Genomic DNA, 16,034 nt, shown 5'->3' on the forward strand with positions numbered 1-16,034 from the left:
CCGGTAGCTATGTTCGGAACGGATAACCGCTGAAAGCATCTAAGCGGGAAGCCGGCCCAAAGATGAGTCATCCCTGACCTTTAAGGTCTGGAAGGGTTGTTATAGACGATGACGTTGATAGGCAGGGTGTGGAAGCGTTGTAAGGCGTTAAGCTAACCTGTACTAATTGCCCGAGAGGCTTAACCATACAACGCCCAAGAAGCTTTAGACTTCTGAGTGTTGTAGACAAGCTAAGCTCTGAAAAGAGCCGCAAGTAGAGTGAAAAGTAGTTACTCACTGATTGAATTGATATCCAGTTTTCTAGATTGTTACCAGTTTTTCCTGGCAGCCATAGCGATACGGTACCACCTGACTCCATTCCGAACTCAGAAGTGAAACGTATTAGCGCCGATGGTAGTGTGGGGCTTCCCCATGTGAGAGTAGGACACTGCCAGGTCCCATTAAAAAAAACCCGCCTAACGGCGGGTTTTTTGCGTTTGGAAGAAAGAAAAAATGGGGTCAGAGTACATTAATCCCCATCACCCCAAGCAAAACCTCAAATTGGGGTCAGAGTACTTTATTACTTTAAACATCAGAACATAGTCATTCCCTTACCCCCCAGTGCCGCTAAATCAGAGAAATGTACTCTGACCCCATTTCTTGTGTGCTTGTGCTGTAAGCATATTTTGACTGGGAGAGATCTAGTAATAACATCTCCTTCCTATTATTTATTCGCAAAATTCTATATAAGTAATTTATCAATGAATAAATCGGTAAAAATGTGAAACGTAAGGTTCTTTTAGGTTATTGCTTAATTCTTATTTCTTGGGCGTATTGCGCAAGCTCTGAAGAAAATTTAAAAACAAAAAAGTCTATTACGCTTGGTGTCGTTGAGTTTCCGCCATTAGTGATTAAAGAACCCGACTCTTCGCGTTGTCATGGTGTAGCGATAGATGCAACTGTAGCCATATTGACTAAAATGAATTATCACGTGTTAGTTGAATGCATGCCTCCGGCTCGTTTGTTTGAACGTGTGAAGACCGGGAAGGTCGATCTCACAATTAATATCAGAGGTACTTCAGCGTTAGATCAGAACGCTACATTTATAGACGCTCCATTTGTTTACTTATCTATTGTACTTCTACATAACGGACAACTTGCGGATGATAAGTCAATTTCGGCAATTCGCGGCTATGACTATTTAGGTATTCGACAGGCACTTCAGCAAGAAGGTTTTGAATTTTTTGATATGCCGACAAGTAGCGACGCGATTCACCTTTTTGATGTTGGAAGAACGTCTTATCTAATTAGCTACAAACAACCCTACCAATTTTATACAGAGTCCTTAGGTAGTCGATTGGTTGAGGTAAGTATTTCAGACAAGTTGACCATACCTTCCTATTTTGCAGTTTCAAATCACAGCAGGTACAAAGATGAACTTGTTGATAGTTTGAATCTGGTTACTACACATATAAGTGACTCTACAATATTAGAATCCTTTCGAAGTGCGAATAAATAACTCTTTCCTTACCAAGCTACGCAACTGTTACCTATACGAATCGATCGGCTCCGTGCCCCACTCAGTGTCAGGCACTTCATACTCGTGTCGAATAAAAAGCTCACCGTTAATATGGGAGTGGCAACGAATGAAAACCTTTGTTATGAGAACATAACTTCGCTGTTGCAAGCGGCTGATACGCTTTTATATAAAGCTAAATTTCGAGGCAGTGAACAAATATGTCTAGGCCAGCACCGAGCAACGATCTCGTCAGAGGATACTACTTCTCCTTTTTGCTGACACAACAGCTGCAGAACATCCATGATTTTCGGCTCTGTAGTCCTCTTAAGCTTGCCGAGAGATAGAGTATTGCTGGTTACATCGACTTGCCATTGACCTAGATAAAATTGTTGCTTCACCGCGTTTACCCTGTACTTTTTGTAGGTACTGTACTTAACTTTTCCTGTTAACTTATTGTAAAAGTATGCAGATACACTTTTGTTAATATAAAACCTTTTAATATCAATGTCATAAAAATTAATTGTAAAAAAATTAATTTTTGTGAAATATCCTTTAAGCCCACAGGGTCTTTTAAAGTACACGTGCTTACTGTACGTCAAACATGACTAATATTATTGAGGGTACATCAATGAAACAAATCAAAAAATCATCAGTAGCGACAGCGTTGGGTGCAGTTGTAATTGGCTCTTTGGCGTCAACGGTTGCAGTAGCAGATGTAAATCCATTTGGTATGCAAGCATTAGAATCTGGTTACAGCCAATTCGCTGCGGAAGGCAAGTGTGGCGAAGGTAAATGTGGCGGCGACAAAGCAGAGAAAGAAGGCAAGTGCGGCGAAGGTAAGTGTGGCGGCGACAAGAAAGCTGAAAAAGAAGGCAAGTGTGGCGAAGGTAAGTGCGGCGGAGACAAGAAAGCTGACAAAGAAGGCAAGTGCGGCGAAGGCAAATGCGGCGAAGGTAAATGTGGCGGCGATAAGAAAGCTGGTAAAGAAGGCAAGTGCGGCGAAGGCAAATGCGGTAGCATGTAACCGCCATTCAAAAAGCATCGTGTAGCTTGAAAAAGAATGATGAAGGCTACACGAGTTACGCTTAGCAAAAAAATGGCTGTCGAATGATGGCCTTTTTTGTCTAGTAACGTACGTTACAATTGTGCAATCCCATGCGGTAAAGGGGAAGATATGAAAAACATCTGTGGCGCAGGTCTTGGGTTTCGTCGGGAAATGCTAAAAGCGCTTTTACCTACATTGCCATCTGAAGTCGATTTTTGGGAAGTAGCCCCTGAAAATTGGATCCCACTTGGTGGGAAGTACCAAGAACAATTTCAGCAAGCGTCTTCGCAAGCTCCCTTTACAACTCATGGTTTATCTTTGTCTATCGGAAGTAGCGACAAACTAGATGTCGAGTTTGTAAAAACCGTTAAGCGATTTTTAGATGCAAACAATATTGCATTGTATAGCGAGCACTTAAGCTTTTGTTCTGGCAATGGGCATATGTACGATCTGATGCCAATTCCTTTTACTGAAGACGCGATTAAGCACGTAGTATCTCGAATTGTTCAAGTTCAAGATATCATCGAACGACCGCTGGTCTTAGAAAATGTCTCTTATTACATTGCGCCAGGCCAAGAGATGGATGAACTTGAATTTACCAAGAGCATACTAAATGAATCGGGTTGCAAAATGCTTCTCGACGTAAACAATGTTTACGTGAACAGTATCAACCATAAATACGATGCGAAAGCGTTCATTAACGGCTTGCCCTCAGACAAAATTGTGTATGGCCATATTGCTGGTCATTATGATGAAGCAGAGGATTTGAAAGTTGATACTCACGGGGCTGATGTCATTGAGCCAGTTTGGGCGCTGTTGGAGCATGCTTACCTTACTCACGGCGTATTTCCGACTTTGCTAGAGCGTGATTTTAATATTCCCCCGTTAAGCGAATTATTAGCGGAAGTGAAGAAAATTAAGCAAATTCAAGCAAAATGCGAAGCTGTTCAAGCATCAAACGTTAAAGGAAGTGTCGCGTGACTCAGTCATTTCAAACCACTCAAAAAACGTTCGTTGATGCGATCAAAGACCCACAGACATTTTGTGATACCGACGCTGATCACATTCGTCGTATGAAAATCTATCAATCCCTGTTTTTTAACAACATCGATAATTTCGTCAGTACCAGTTTTCCCGTTTTAAAATCTATTGTGGTAAAACAGTATGGTGAAAAAGGCTGGGAGAGTATTGTGCGTCAATTTTTTATTGAGCACGAATGCCGCTCTCCTTATTTTGCTGAAATAAGTAAAGAGTTCGTTGAGTACCTTTCAACAGAGCCAATCTTCGATATTACTCTGCCCGACTTTGCTGCGGAGCTTGCTCACTATGAGTGGCTTGAGCTTGACATCAGTATCAGAAAAAACGAAGACGAAATTGAATTTTATCAACAAGGAAACAATGTTACCGCAATTAGGGTGTCACCGTATGCCTCGTTGGCGGCATATCAGTTCGAAGTCCATCTAATTGGTGAGGATTATATCCCAGAGCAACCTGCCGAAGAACAGCAGTTCTACGTTGTTTACAGAGACCGTGAGTTTGACGTTCAATTTGCTCATGTTAATCCGGTGACGGCTATTTTAGTCAACACGCTGGAACAAAATGAACTGGGGATGGAAATAGAACAATTAACTGAGTCGTTGTGCCAACAACTTCCCCAAATTCCTTCAAACGTGCTTATAAATGGTATGAACCAGACCCTCACTGACATGTTACAAAAAGGAATACTGCTTCCAGTATCCTAAGTAACCATTACTATTTACCTAGTTTATATTAAACTTTCGCCAGGATCTGGTCTGAAAGTGAGCGATCGATCATATTAGCGCTGTCAATCGGGCTTGCTTTCGATTAACATTTAGCACCATTTTTTTGTTCACAAAATTGTTTAGGTAGTGCAAATGGCTGACAATTCAGATTTCAAAGAAGTCTATAACAAGTGGTACTTTCTAGCATCGCTAGTAACTCTAATCGCGTTCCCGTTGATGCATATCATCGCCGGCTGGTTCACCTTCTGGTTATAACGCAGACATTCAAGGCATAATTGTGACTGCAGAATATATTAAATCAGTAGTGAAAACCGTACCTGACTATCCAAAGCCAGGTATTTTATTTAGAGATGTGACCAGCGTTTTAGAAGATCACAAAGCATTTAGTAGCTGTATCTCGTTACTTGTAGAAAAGTATCAAGGTATGGGATTTACCAAGATAGCAGGTACTGAAGCACGCGGGTTCCTTTTTGGTGCGCCATTGGCCATCGAAATGGGCATTGGTTTTGTTCCAGTGAGAAAACCCAACAAACTTCCTCGTGAAGTAGTTAGCGAGAGCTACGAGCTTGAATATGGCATGGATACATTGGAAATCCATAAAGATGCCATTGAGCCAGGTGATAAAGTCCTTCTTATTGACGATTTACTTGCAACTGGTGGAACGATAGCCGCTTCTGCGAAACTAATTCGTTCACTAGGCGGTGAAGTAAACCATGCAGGTTTTGTTATTAACTTACCGGACCTAGGTGGCGAGAAGAAATTGAGTACGCTTGATATAGAAAGCTACTCTATTTGTGAGTTTGAAGGCGAATAATCGCTATAAAGCATAACTAGCAAAAGGCGAAATACGTAATAATGAGTTATCAGGTACTAGCAAGGAAGTGGCGACCGGGCAAGTTCAGTGAACTTGTGGGTCAGGAACATGTTGTCTCTGCCATTTCAAATGCTTTGGATAACGATCGTCTACATCACGCTTATCTGTTTACAGGTACGCGAGGCGTAGGTAAAACTACCATTGCACGTATTTTTTCGAAAAGCCTTAACTGCGAAGAAGGACAAGGGGCAAACCCTTGCGGTCAATGTAACACCTGTAAAGAGATAGAGCAGGGGAACTACGTTGATTTGTTAGAGATTGACGCTGCATCAAGAACCAAAGTTGAGGATACTCGCGAGCTTCTTGATAACGTGCAATACAAACCCACTCGCGGGCGTTACAAAGTGTACCTTATCGATGAGGTACACATGCTTTCAAAACACAGCTTTAATGCGCTGTTAAAAACGCTGGAAGAGCCACCTCCACACGTTAAGTTCTTACTGGCGACCACGGATCCTCAAAAGCTTCCGATAACCATCTTATCCCGTTGCTTGCAGTTTAACTTGAAAGCCATGTCTCGGGAGCAGATTGTTGGACAGCTGCGGCATATTTTAGAGCATGAACAGCTGCCTTTTGAGCCACAAGCGCTAGCGCTTTTGGCAAGAGCCGCCCAGGGCAGTATGCGTGATGCGCTGAGTTTAACTGACCAAGCGATTGCACAGGGTGGAAATCAAGTGTTGGCATCGGTGGTAACCGATATGCTGGGGCTGATGGATAAGAACCAGTTGCTTAAAGTGGTTCATGCTGTGGTAAGTAAAAGTCCTGCTGATGTATTGCAGTTGGTCAATGACATCGCAGAGCAAGCCCCCGATTATGACAACGTACACAGCGAATTGGCTAGCCTGCTGCACCAAATAGCATTAACGCAATGGGTGCCTGAAGCATGTAAGCTAGAAACCACATCGGCTAAAGCGATATTTCAATTAGCGAAAACTATTCCAGCTGAGCAAGTGCAGCTGCTTTATCAGATTGCACTGCAAGGAAGAAAAGACTTACCGTTTGCTGCGGATGGAAAAAGTGCGTTTGAAATGACATTGATGCGAATGATGTCGTTTGCTCCAAATACCCTCATCGACGACACGGCAAGTGAAATTGAAAACGGGAGGAGTGAGCATAGTTTACCTGTAGATCATGCTTCTTCCAGTGGTGGCCCGGGAAACGTCGGTAAGCAGGAGGAAGCGCCGTTAAGCGAAACTTCTGCAACCAATGTGCAGGAGGAGAGGCCTTCACATCTATCGGTTGAATCTACCTCTGCTCAGTCGTTAGAAAGTGCGCCATCTACCCCTGATTCACTTGCTACATCAATAAGTGAAAAAGAGCAGCAAGAACAATCGACGTCTCCATTTGAATCACAGCAAGAGCAGAAACACGCAGCCGCTGATGAAAGCGAGTTGAGTGGAAGTGATACTCTGTCGGCGCTACCTCATGCAGAGTCAGGTGCAACGACGACTCAAACAACGGCACTTGAGCGTGATGCTTCACATGATGGTGAATCCGTAAAGCCAGCTCCAACTTCGTCTTTTGAAGAGCAACCCGTAGAAAACACCGCGGTACAAGCGGTACAAACAGAGAGCGTTGTTGCAGAGCTTGAACCAACGCCAAGTGAAGTCAGTGCGCCCCATAACGAAGCAGCGCAATATTTCGATGGACCTCCGTTAGATGCTTACATGGACGATATGCCACCTCCGTCAGAAGATGATGGTTCCTTAGGTTTTGAAGGTTTTCAAAGCGCTGAAGGCTCTTATGACGCTGAAGGTTTTCATAACGTTGAAGGCTCTCATGACGCTGAGGGCTCTCGTAACGCTAAAGGCTCTGATAAAAACAGCGAGTCGTTGGCACACGAGAATGAACCGTCCTCATTAACCGCCGAAGAGCAGCTTACCTCTACGGCTGATATGTTGGCACTTCGTCAAAAGTTAAAGCAAAGAAAAGCACAAGACGCAGAGTCAAAAAGTACCAGCGCAGCAAATGCTAAGACCGAAAGTGCAAGTGATATTCAAGCGCGCTTTACCAGAAGTAAAGCCGAGGCTTTGAGTACTGCACAAACTGCACATGGAGTTAACAAGGGTAGCGATAATAGTGCAGGGCAGGCTAACGCTGATAACGAAATCAAGAGTGGTGATTTAAACCCCGTTGGGCATGAAGACAGCCGTGAGCTGCAAGACCATAGCTCTGAGCCTCTAAATAGTAGCCCTAAGCCTCTAAATAATAGCCCAGAGCTTAGAGAGAACACCCCGGAGCGTATAGATAGCGGCTCAGAACATAAAGATAATAGTGTTGCGCGCGGTGACACTCCTCAACTGAAAAGTACAAATTCAGGCTCGTCTTTAGGTAATACTCACGCGCATTCTTCTGACACTATGCATACTAGCGAGTCAGAAAAGAGTCATTCTAGCTCAAACAACACGAGCGATTTCTCGCTTGATGAATTTGAAGAGGATATGCCTTTTTCAAATGACGAATCTGAGGCGCAACCAAACTCGGAAACACCTGTTGAGGATATGCCACCTTGGGCTACTGATTACGATAATCACCCACCTCAACACGTTGAAGGTGCTGACTATGTTGAAACTCCCTCTGATAGCAGTTCGAATTACGACAGTGCCCCTGAGCAGATGGAAAGTGCGGGAGATCGGTCTTTTGCGCGGGATGCTCTAAATTTTGATACGCCGCTGAGCAGTACCTATGACGGGCAGTTAAAAGCGTACTTAAATGACGGAAGCAAATTAACTCACGCTAGCCAAATTGACGAATGGAGCAATCTAGTTGAGCAAATGCCAGTTGCTGGTCTACTCAAACAATTGGTGCTGCACGCATCATTTTCTCGAGCGGGCAATCAAGTGTCCCTTGAAATTGACCATAGTCAGACGCATTTATTAAATGATAGTGCGAAAAAGCAATTGGTTGATGCAATCCATCATGGGTTGGGTGAAAACGTTGAAGTAAATATCACGTTAGGTGAACCAGCATCTACACCTTTTGCGTTACAACAAGAGATTCATGCCATGCGCCATGCGCATGCACACTCGGTGATTAAAACCGACGATACAATTCAAGCATTACTATCGACTTTCGATGCGTCAGTGCTAACCGATTCGGTTAAAGCGCGATAGCAGAATTATTAACACCAAAACGAAGCGAGACAAAAATTATGTTTAAAGGTGGAATGGGCAATATCATGAAGCAGGCGCAGCAAATGCAAGAGCGCATGCAAAAAGCACAAGACGACCTAGCCAAAATTGAAGTAACAGGTGAAGCGGGTGCAGGCATGGTTAAAGTAACCATGACGTGCAACCACAACGTACGTCGTGTAGACATTGATGAGTCATTGATGGACGACGACAAAGATATGGTTGAAGATTTGGTTGCTGCAGCATTTAACGACGCGGTACGTCGAGTTCAAGAAACTAGCAAAGAGAAGATGGGTGATGTAACTGGCGGAATGCCATTACCTCCTGGCTTTAAAATGCCGTTTTAAATAATTATGTAAAGCTAGAAGCGATACAGCTTGCAAGTATTTTGCGAGTGAAATCATAGAAAATCGCCGGCAACACGCCGGCGATTTTTATTGAAAACTTAAAATGTTGCCTATGGTCAGGCCAATGCGTTGCGCATTACTTTTCTATAAATGCTTGTTCAATTACATAATGCCCCTGACGACGCGAGTTAGCTTTCGAGAAGCTCTTGTCGTCTAGCATAGACATAAGGTCTTGTAGCATGTTGTCGTTGCCACATAGCATGAATCTGTCATTTTCAGTGTCTAATTCAGGCATACCTATATCATCCAGCAACTTTCCGCTTTCAATTAGCTTCGTTATCCGTCCTTCGTGAGCGATACCGTTTTTCTCATAACTTTCTCTCGTAACAGTAGGATAGTAAATGAGTTTCTCACGCACTTCGTCACCGAAATAAGGGTTGTTAGGAAGTTGGTGCTCAATTTCGTTTTGATAGGCAAGTTCAGAGCGCCAACGCGTTCCGTGAACTAATATGATTTTTTCAAAGCTTTCATAAATGAAAGGATCTCTGATAATACTCATAAATGGTGCTAGACCTGTACCAGTGCTGAGCAAATAAAGATGTTTTCCGGGTAACAAGAAACCAGGCACGAGCGTACCTGTAGGCCTAATATTAATCATTACCTGGTCACCAGGTTCAATATTTTGAAGGCGAGAAGTAAGCGCACCATCTGGCACTTTAATACTAAAAAATTCCAATTCCTCATCATAATTTGGGCTTGCGATGCTGTAGGCCCTCATCAGTGGCCTACCATCTACTTCAAGACCAATCATAACGAATTGACCACTTTCAAAACGAAAAGATGATTCTCTCGTTGTTTTGAAACTAAACAGAGTGTCATTCCAATGGTGAACTTGGGTTACGGTTGCGTTTATAAGATTTCGCATTCGTTTTCCTACTTACTTAGTCATCAAGCCATGCTGCATTCTCGCACACTTTACAATATGATAATAGTTATCATTACCGTTTGTGGTGTCGGTATACGCACGTAAACGCTAACGTACTATAAGTTTTAAATAAGTATTTTTAGCAATAGTTCAACCAGGCCTTTCTTCCGTAACATTAAAACACTGTCACATTCAGTCATTTAGCTTGCGCATAGCAAAGGAACACAAATAATAGAATGTGGCAGTTCGAAATGAGGGAGGATGCTGTGTTAGCAAAAATGTTAAAACGCTTTCAGGCCCAACGTGATTGTGCCGTCGAAAACCCATCTATCAATAATACCGCTGTATCCCTTTGGAAGGACACAGGCCAAGTCTACTATTTAGAGAACACGCTGAAGCTTACTTATCAGTCCAACGCAGGAAAGATAACAGTTGAAAAGCTCTCAATGACGTCTTTACCTCAAGTTCTTGCTGAGCTTCAAGCATTAGATACCGTCTCAACGCTAGCGCGAAAGGAAACTGCTAATCAGGTAGATGCATTTAGTGTTAGTGTGTGTGGTGTAACTTGGCAAACCGCAGACAATGGTCAGAGCATCCGTATTAAAGCGCTTCCAGAAGCTGCTACTCTGCGCAGCCCTACTGCCTGCTTCACAAAGTCTCAAGCAATTTTCAAACACGCCTTTATGCTTGAACATGATGACTTACTCACACCTGCATCATTGAGTAAGCCCGGGATCTTTACATACAATCGGATATCGTTAAATGATTTCATTAGTCAGTTAGCGCTGGCTAACGAAAAGTTAGCAAATGGGCAAAAAGCTACAGTGAGCGTTGGTCATCAAAATTTTGAAACTGCATTTACTGACCATGAGCAGTCAATCATTGAACAATTCATAAATCACGATGAAACCGTATTCAATAAAGATGGACGTCAACGTCTACTTACTGATAAAGGTTAGGCTTGTTTTCAGCATGATACGTTGATAATTATGGGTTGATACACAGCTTACAAATATTGAGCGCATGCCCAACTCATCGACATTAACAGTAAAATCTCATTTAACCGTTGTTCGGTAGAAAAAGTGTCCCAAATAGTTGAATGATCGTTGTATCATTGCGTTTTTTATCTTTCAGAAAACTCAACGTGTTCAGTTAACCGCTAATCGTGAAAGTTAACTCGTTAAAATAGAGGTTTTAGTAGTGCTAAGGAAAGGCTTAGTTATCACCACGGTTATTTTACTACCCATCGCAACCGTGTTGTTTTTTATGAGTATTCACGACCTGTTTAAAATGAAAATAGTAACGGTCGACCCGAAGCTTAAGGAAATTTCAGGTATAGAATACGATAAATACAAAAGGCTTTGGGCCATTAACGACAGTGGCGATGGACCTATCCTTTATATGCTCAATAAAGATGGAACTATTGAGAGGGAAGTTACAGTTACAAATGCCAAAAACGTCGACTGGGAAGACATGACACAAAACAGTTTCGGTCATTTCTTTTTGGGAGACTTCGGTAACAATGACAACAAGCGACGCTGGTTAACGATTTACAAAATTGAAAACCCCATTGACATAAAAACCGATACCACAGAAGCAGAAATCATTAAGTTTACTTACCCAGAAATGGGAAAAGGAAAAGTAAAACCGAAAGACAAGAACTACGATTTGGAAGCGTTCGTAGAGTACAAGCGTAACCTCTACCTGTTTACAAAAAATAGAACAAAACCCTTCGATGGCATCACCAAGTTGTATAAGGTGGGAGACCATGCCGCTAACTTTGACGCACAGCTCATCGGCGAATTTAAAACCTGTACCACCCTTGAAAAGTTATGCTGGATCACATCGGCTGCAATAAGCCCTGATCGGACGAAACTAGTGCTGTTAGATTCAACAAGCCTGTGGTTATTTGAAAATTTCGAAGGCGATAACTTCTTCAGTGGCGATGTGTCGCGTATTGATTTAGGCGTAGTCACACAAAAAGAGGCAGTGACGTTTTATGACGACAACACGCTGGTTTTCACCGATGAAGAGTACAAGGGGTTATTTGGGGGCAACATTTATGAAGTTAAGCTCGACCAAGCAAAGCGGAACGTGATTAAATACCGCGAAAGCTCGAATCAAAAAGAAAAAGCACCAAAGCAGTAAATACTATGAAGTTCAGTCCGCTACTCTCAGAATTAATTCAGGCACTAACGTGCCTTCCCGGCGTTGGCAACAAGAGCGCTCAGCGTATGGCATTCCACCTATTAGAGCGTAATCGCACTGGGGCAATTGATTTAAGCAACGTATTACACAATGCCATGGAGCATATTCATCATTGTAAGCGCTGCAGGACATTTACTGAAGACGAGCTATGTGACATTTGTCGTCACCCTGAAAGAGAAGCAAGTGGCTTGTTATGTATTGTTGAAAGCCCACAAGACGTATTAGCAATCGAACAAACCTTAAGTTACAAGGGGCAGTATTTTGTGCTTATGGGTCATTTGTCTCCTATTGACGGCGTTGGGCCAGAAGAAATTGGTCTTACTGAGCTTGAGGCTCGTCTTGCCGCAGGTGGGATAAATGAAGTTATCCTCGCCACAAACCCGACTGTAGAGGGGGAGGCCACGGCACATTATATCGCTCAACTTTGTGCAAGCCATAACGTTGACGCGTCTCGAATTGCCCACGGCGTGCCGGTTGGGGGAGAGCTCGAGTATATTGATGGTAATACTCTCACCCACGCATTTTCGGGTCGCCGCAAACTATAGTACTGTAAATTGGGGTATACCCATTCTTAGTAATTAAAACACTCAACGTGGGTCTGCATCTGGCGGGCCTACGTCACGTTCTCTCTTATCGCTCGCCCACAAAATACTCAACATCAAACTTTATTGAAGATAAATCTCCTTATAAAAAATAAATTTTCGTTCTAAACGTTGAAAAGTGCGTTGAGCGACCTTACCTGTTTAACATCAAACGTGATCCATTCAACGAGGAGATATTGGATTATGGCTGAAGCAGCCCAAAAAGAAACCCACGGTTTTCAAACAGAAGTAAAACAGCTTCTTCATCTGATGATTCACTCTTTGTATTCAAACAAAGAAATTTTTCTACGTGAGTTAGTGTCAAACGCGGCAGATGCTGCGGATAAGTTACGCTTTCGTGCGCTAGAAAATGACAGTCTTTACGAAAACGATGGCGAGTTAAACGTAAAGCTTAGCGTCGATAAAGAAGCAAATACCGTCACCATTACCGATAACGGTATTGGTATGACTCGCGATGAAGTCATTGCGAACTTGGGTACAATTGCTAAGTCAGGCACTAAAGACTTCTTTAGCAAACTTTCTGGCGATAGCGCTAAAGACTCACAACTCATTGGCCAGTTCGGTGTTGGCTTTTACTCTGCGTTCATCGTAGCTGACAAAGTAACGGTGCGAACTCGTGCTGCTGGTGCAGATGCATCGCAAGGTGTTGAGTGGATTTCAGACGGTGAAGGTGAATTCACTATTGCCGAAATCAACAAGCCTACACGCGGCACCGAGATTACGCTTCACCTACGCGAAGACGAAAAAGAATTTGCTGATGCATGGCGTTTACGCTCTATCGTAAGTAAGTATTCTGATCACATCAGTATTCCTGTGCAGATGTGGAAAGATGAAGTGCCTGAAAGTGAAGGCCCTGATGGCGAAAAAATTGAAGGCCAGCCTGGTGAATGGGAAGTTGTAAACAAAGCCACCGCTCTTTGGACTCGTGAAAAGTCTGAGATTTCTGATGACGAGTATAACGAATTCTACAAGCATATATCTCATGACTTTGCTGATCCGCTTGCATGGGCGCATAACAAAGTAGAGGGTAAAACAGAATATACAAGTTTATTGTATATCCCTTCTAAAGCGCCGTTTGATATGTGGAATCGCGATCAAAGTCATGGTCTTAAGCTTTACGTTCAACGCGTTTTCATTATGGACGACGCCGAACAGTTCATGCCTACTTATCTACGTTTTGTTAAAGGTTTGCTAGACAGCAATGATCTTCCGCTTAACGTGTCTCGTGAAATTCTACAGGACAATAAGATAACGCAAGCGCTACGCCAAGGTTGTACTAAGCGCGTATTACAGATGCTTGAAAAAATGGCGAAGAACGACAATGAAAAATATCAGTCGTTCTGGAATGAATTCGGCAACGTGTTAAAAGAAGGGCCGGCTGAAGATTTCAGTAACCGCGAGAAAATTGCTGGCTTGCTACGCTTCTCTTCTACACACGGTGAGTCTGATGCACAAACCGTATCATTAGCTGACTATATTGAGCGAATGAAAGAAGGCCAGGATAAGATTTACTATGTGACAGCAGATAGCTTGCAAGCTGCCAAGTCTAGTCCTCACCTTGAGATTTTCCGCAAGAAAGGAATTGAAGTGCTATTGATGGGCGAGCGCATTGACGAATGGTTAATGTCTCACCTTACTGAGTTTAACGAGAAGCAGTTTGTCTCAATTGCGAAAGGAAACTTAGATTTAGGCGACTTAGAAGACGAAGAGTCTAAGAAGGCGCAAGAAGAAGCAGAAAAGCAAGTTGAAGGTGTTCTTGAGCGAGCTAAAACTGCACTTGGCGATAAGGTTGTAGACGTTAAATTTACCCATCGCTTAACAGATTCACCTGCGGTCATCGTAGCAGATGACAATGGCATGACTACGCAAATGATGAAGCTTATGCAGGCAGCAGGGCAGACCGTGCCAGACGTGAAGTATCACTTTGAACTTAACCCTGAGCATAGCTTGGTGAAGCTGCTGGCAGATACCCAAGATGAAGAGCTGTTTAATCAGTGGGTAGGCGTATTGTTTGACCAAGCTGCATTGTCAGAACAAGGTAGCTTGAAAGACCCATCTAGTTTTGTACAGAACTTGAACACGCTTCTAATGAAGTTAGCTAAATAGAGCAATAAACCATTAGGTTTACATTTAAAAACGGGCGTAATGCCCGTTTTTTTATTTCTACGACTAACAAAAGTAAGTTTAACCATTTTATTGTGCTATATTTTGGCGGTCTAAAATTTCAAGTTAATCATATTAAGAGTTAGCTTATTCATCTTAAATAAGATGAGTTACTGAATGGGTGTAGGCGCAAATTTACAAAAGTGCCTATAAGCTGAACATATATTCGCCATTAGTCTTAAGATTAACTTTACGGTACTGCTTACACTTGTCACCCCAGTGTTGAATGTGTAAAGTGCCCGAAGTAAAAAGTTTAAAAATCATAAGCGGAGAACGCACTCATGCGAATCATTCTTCTCGGCGCTCCTGGCGCGGGTAAGGGCACACAAGCTCAGTTTTTAATGGGCAAATATGGCATTCCACAAATTTCAACGGGCGACATGCTTCGTGCTGCAATTAAAGCAGGTACAGAGCTAGGCCTTGAAGCAAAGCGTGTAATGGATGAAGGCAAACTAGTATCTGATGAGATTATCATTGGCCTAGTAAAAGAGCGTATTGCACAAGATGACTGTAAAGACGGTTTCTTGTTAGACGGTTTCCCTCGCACTATTCCTCAGGCTGACGCAATGAAAGAAGCAGGTGTCACTGTTGATCATTGCATCGAGTTTGACGTTCCTGATGATGTAATCGTAGAACGTATGGGTGGTCGTCGTGTACACCCTGCATCAGGTCGCGTTTACCACGTTGTTTACAACCCACCAAAGGTGGAAGGTAAAGACAATGAAACAGGCGATGACCTTATCGTTCGTGATGACGATAAAGAAGAAACAGTGCGCAAGCGTCTTGCGATTTACCATGAGCAAACAAAGCCGCTTGTGAACTACTACAGCGCTGAAGCGGAAGCTGGAAACTGTGAGTACCACAAGCTTGACGGTACGCGCCCAGTTGAAGAAGTGAGTGCTGAACTTGCTGAACGTTTAGGTTAATTGCCAACAACGTCAACAAAAGGTCGCTTAGGCGGCCTTTTTTGTTGCTTGTAACTTATTAGCGGATAACGTTTAATGACAACCATGAATGTTGAATTAAGCGCTGATTAATACAACGCGATATAACTAGAACATGTGGAGTAGACCATGGTTTTGCCAATCACGGCGTTTTACGCCAGCTTACTGGGTATTTGCTACCTGTATTTGTCGTTTTTAGTCATTGGCGCCAGACGTCGCCACCAAGTGGGAATTGGCGATGGTGGTCATGAAGATCTAAGTCGTTTGACTAGAGCGCACGGCAACTTTAGCGAGTACGTACCCATCACCCTTATTATGATAGCGTGTTTTGAAGCTAATACTGGCCAAGTGTGGGCTGTTCACGCATTGGGGAGCGCACTGTTATTTGGCCGTGTATTACATGCCTATGGCTTAGGTCGTCACTCAGGCGTTAGCTGGCAGCGCTTCGCGGGTATGATCCTGACTTTCCTTGCTATGCTGTGTGCAGCAATAGGTAATTTGGTGCTCATTCATTTCGGATTGTAAGCGTTGCAA

General features: G+C 43.1%; 16 protein-coding genes and 2 rRNA genes. 17 read left to right on the forward strand and 1 reads right to left on the reverse strand.

Features of this window, described 5'->3' with window-relative positions:
• From NO989_RS06375 to NO989_RS06425, 11 genes are all read left to right on the forward strand, one after another.
• Positions 1-187 (forward strand): 23S ribosomal RNA (locus NO989_RS06375); the annotation flags it as partial.
• Positions 188-320: 133 nt separating this feature from the next.
• Positions 321-436, forward strand: a 5S ribosomal RNA gene (rrf, locus tag NO989_RS06380).
• A 324-nt stretch (positions 437-760) separates the two neighbouring features.
• A complete protein-coding gene (locus tag NO989_RS06385; RefSeq protein WP_371342267.1) occupies positions 761-1,498 on the forward strand; it encodes a substrate-binding periplasmic protein in 738 nt (245 codons plus the stop codon).
• A 33-nt stretch (positions 1,499-1,531) separates the two neighbouring features.
• Positions 1,532-1,777, forward strand: coding sequence for a diguanylate cyclase domain-containing protein (locus NO989_RS06390; protein ID WP_371342305.1), 246 nt, complete (start codon positions 1,532-1,534; stop codon positions 1,775-1,777).
• Positions 1,778-2,126: 349 nt separating this feature from the next.
• Positions 2,127-2,522 carry a hypothetical protein gene (locus NO989_RS06395; protein ID WP_371342268.1) on the forward strand — a complete coding sequence of 132 codons (396 nt, stop codon included), beginning with the start codon at positions 2,127-2,129 and terminating at the stop codon, positions 2,520-2,522.
• Between the two features lie 150 nt (positions 2,523-2,672).
• Positions 2,673-3,524: a DUF692 domain-containing protein gene (locus NO989_RS06400; RefSeq protein ID WP_039225174.1), complete on the forward strand. Its 852-nt coding sequence runs from the start codon at positions 2,673-2,675 to the stop codon at positions 3,522-3,524.
• Positions 3,521-4,285, forward strand: coding sequence for a DUF2063 domain-containing protein (locus tag NO989_RS06405; RefSeq protein WP_371342269.1), 765 nt, complete (start codon positions 3,521-3,523; stop codon positions 4,283-4,285). The genes NO989_RS06400 and NO989_RS06405 overlap by 4 nt, the downstream gene beginning before the upstream one ends.
• A gap of 153 nt (positions 4,286-4,438) precedes the next feature.
• Complete coding sequence (locus NO989_RS06410; RefSeq protein WP_256253717.1) at positions 4,439-4,561, forward strand: hypothetical protein; 123 nt, start codon at positions 4,439-4,441, stop codon at positions 4,559-4,561.
• A 22-nt stretch (positions 4,562-4,583) separates the two neighbouring features.
• The gene (gene apt / locus NO989_RS06415) at positions 4,584-5,120 is read left to right on the forward strand and encodes an adenine phosphoribosyltransferase (RefSeq protein ID WP_014950051.1); all 537 of its coding nucleotides are present in this window, start codon (positions 4,584-4,586) and stop codon (positions 5,118-5,120) included.
• A gap of 41 nt (positions 5,121-5,161) precedes the next feature.
• Entirely contained in the window at positions 5,162-8,293 is a 3,132-nt protein-coding gene (dnaX, locus tag NO989_RS06420; protein WP_278344351.1) for a DNA polymerase III subunit gamma/tau, read from the forward strand.
• Between the two features lie 38 nt (positions 8,294-8,331).
• Complete coding sequence (locus NO989_RS06425; protein ID WP_014950049.1) at positions 8,332-8,658, forward strand: YbaB/EbfC family nucleoid-associated protein; 327 nt, start codon at positions 8,332-8,334, stop codon at positions 8,656-8,658.
• Between the two features lie 136 nt (positions 8,659-8,794).
• Here NO989_RS06425 and NO989_RS06430 read toward each other — a convergent pair whose 3' ends face one another.
• Positions 8,795-9,583: a ferredoxin--NADP reductase gene (locus NO989_RS06430; protein ID WP_371342270.1), complete on the reverse strand. Its 789-nt coding sequence runs from the start codon at positions 9,581-9,583 to the stop codon at positions 8,795-8,797.
• Between the two features lie 266 nt (positions 9,584-9,849).
• Between NO989_RS06430 and NO989_RS06435 the strand changes: the two genes are divergently transcribed.
• From NO989_RS06435 to NO989_RS06460, 6 genes are all read left to right on the forward strand, one after another.
• On the forward strand, positions 9,850-10,542 hold the full coding sequence (locus NO989_RS06435) for a hypothetical protein (protein ID WP_371342271.1): 693 nt from the start codon (positions 9,850-9,852) through the stop codon (positions 10,540-10,542).
• Positions 10,543-10,783: 241 nt separating this feature from the next.
• Entirely contained in the window at positions 10,784-11,731 is a 948-nt protein-coding gene (locus NO989_RS06440) for a hypothetical protein (RefSeq protein ID WP_110288578.1), read from the forward strand.
• 5 nt (positions 11,732-11,736) lie between these two features.
• A complete protein-coding gene (gene recR / locus NO989_RS06445) occupies positions 11,737-12,336 on the forward strand; it encodes a recombination mediator RecR (protein WP_014950045.1) in 600 nt (199 codons plus the stop codon).
• 240 nt (positions 12,337-12,576) lie between these two features.
• Entirely contained in the window at positions 12,577-14,499 is a 1,923-nt protein-coding gene (gene htpG / locus NO989_RS06450; protein ID WP_371342272.1) for a molecular chaperone HtpG, read from the forward strand.
• 338 nt (positions 14,500-14,837) lie between these two features.
• On the forward strand, positions 14,838-15,482 hold the full coding sequence (adk, locus tag NO989_RS06455; protein ID WP_014950043.1) for an adenylate kinase: 645 nt from the start codon (positions 14,838-14,840) through the stop codon (positions 15,480-15,482).
• Between the two features lie 147 nt (positions 15,483-15,629).
• Complete coding sequence (locus tag NO989_RS06460; RefSeq protein ID WP_014976958.1) at positions 15,630-16,025, forward strand: MAPEG family protein; 396 nt, start codon at positions 15,630-15,632, stop codon at positions 16,023-16,025.
• Positions 16,026-16,034: the final 9 nt, after the last annotated feature.

It is taken from the genome of Alteromonas sp. DY56-G5 (genome assembly GCF_041414725.1).
Classification (GTDB): domain Bacteria; phylum Pseudomonadota; class Gammaproteobacteria; order Enterobacterales; family Alteromonadaceae; genus Alteromonas; species Alteromonas macleodii.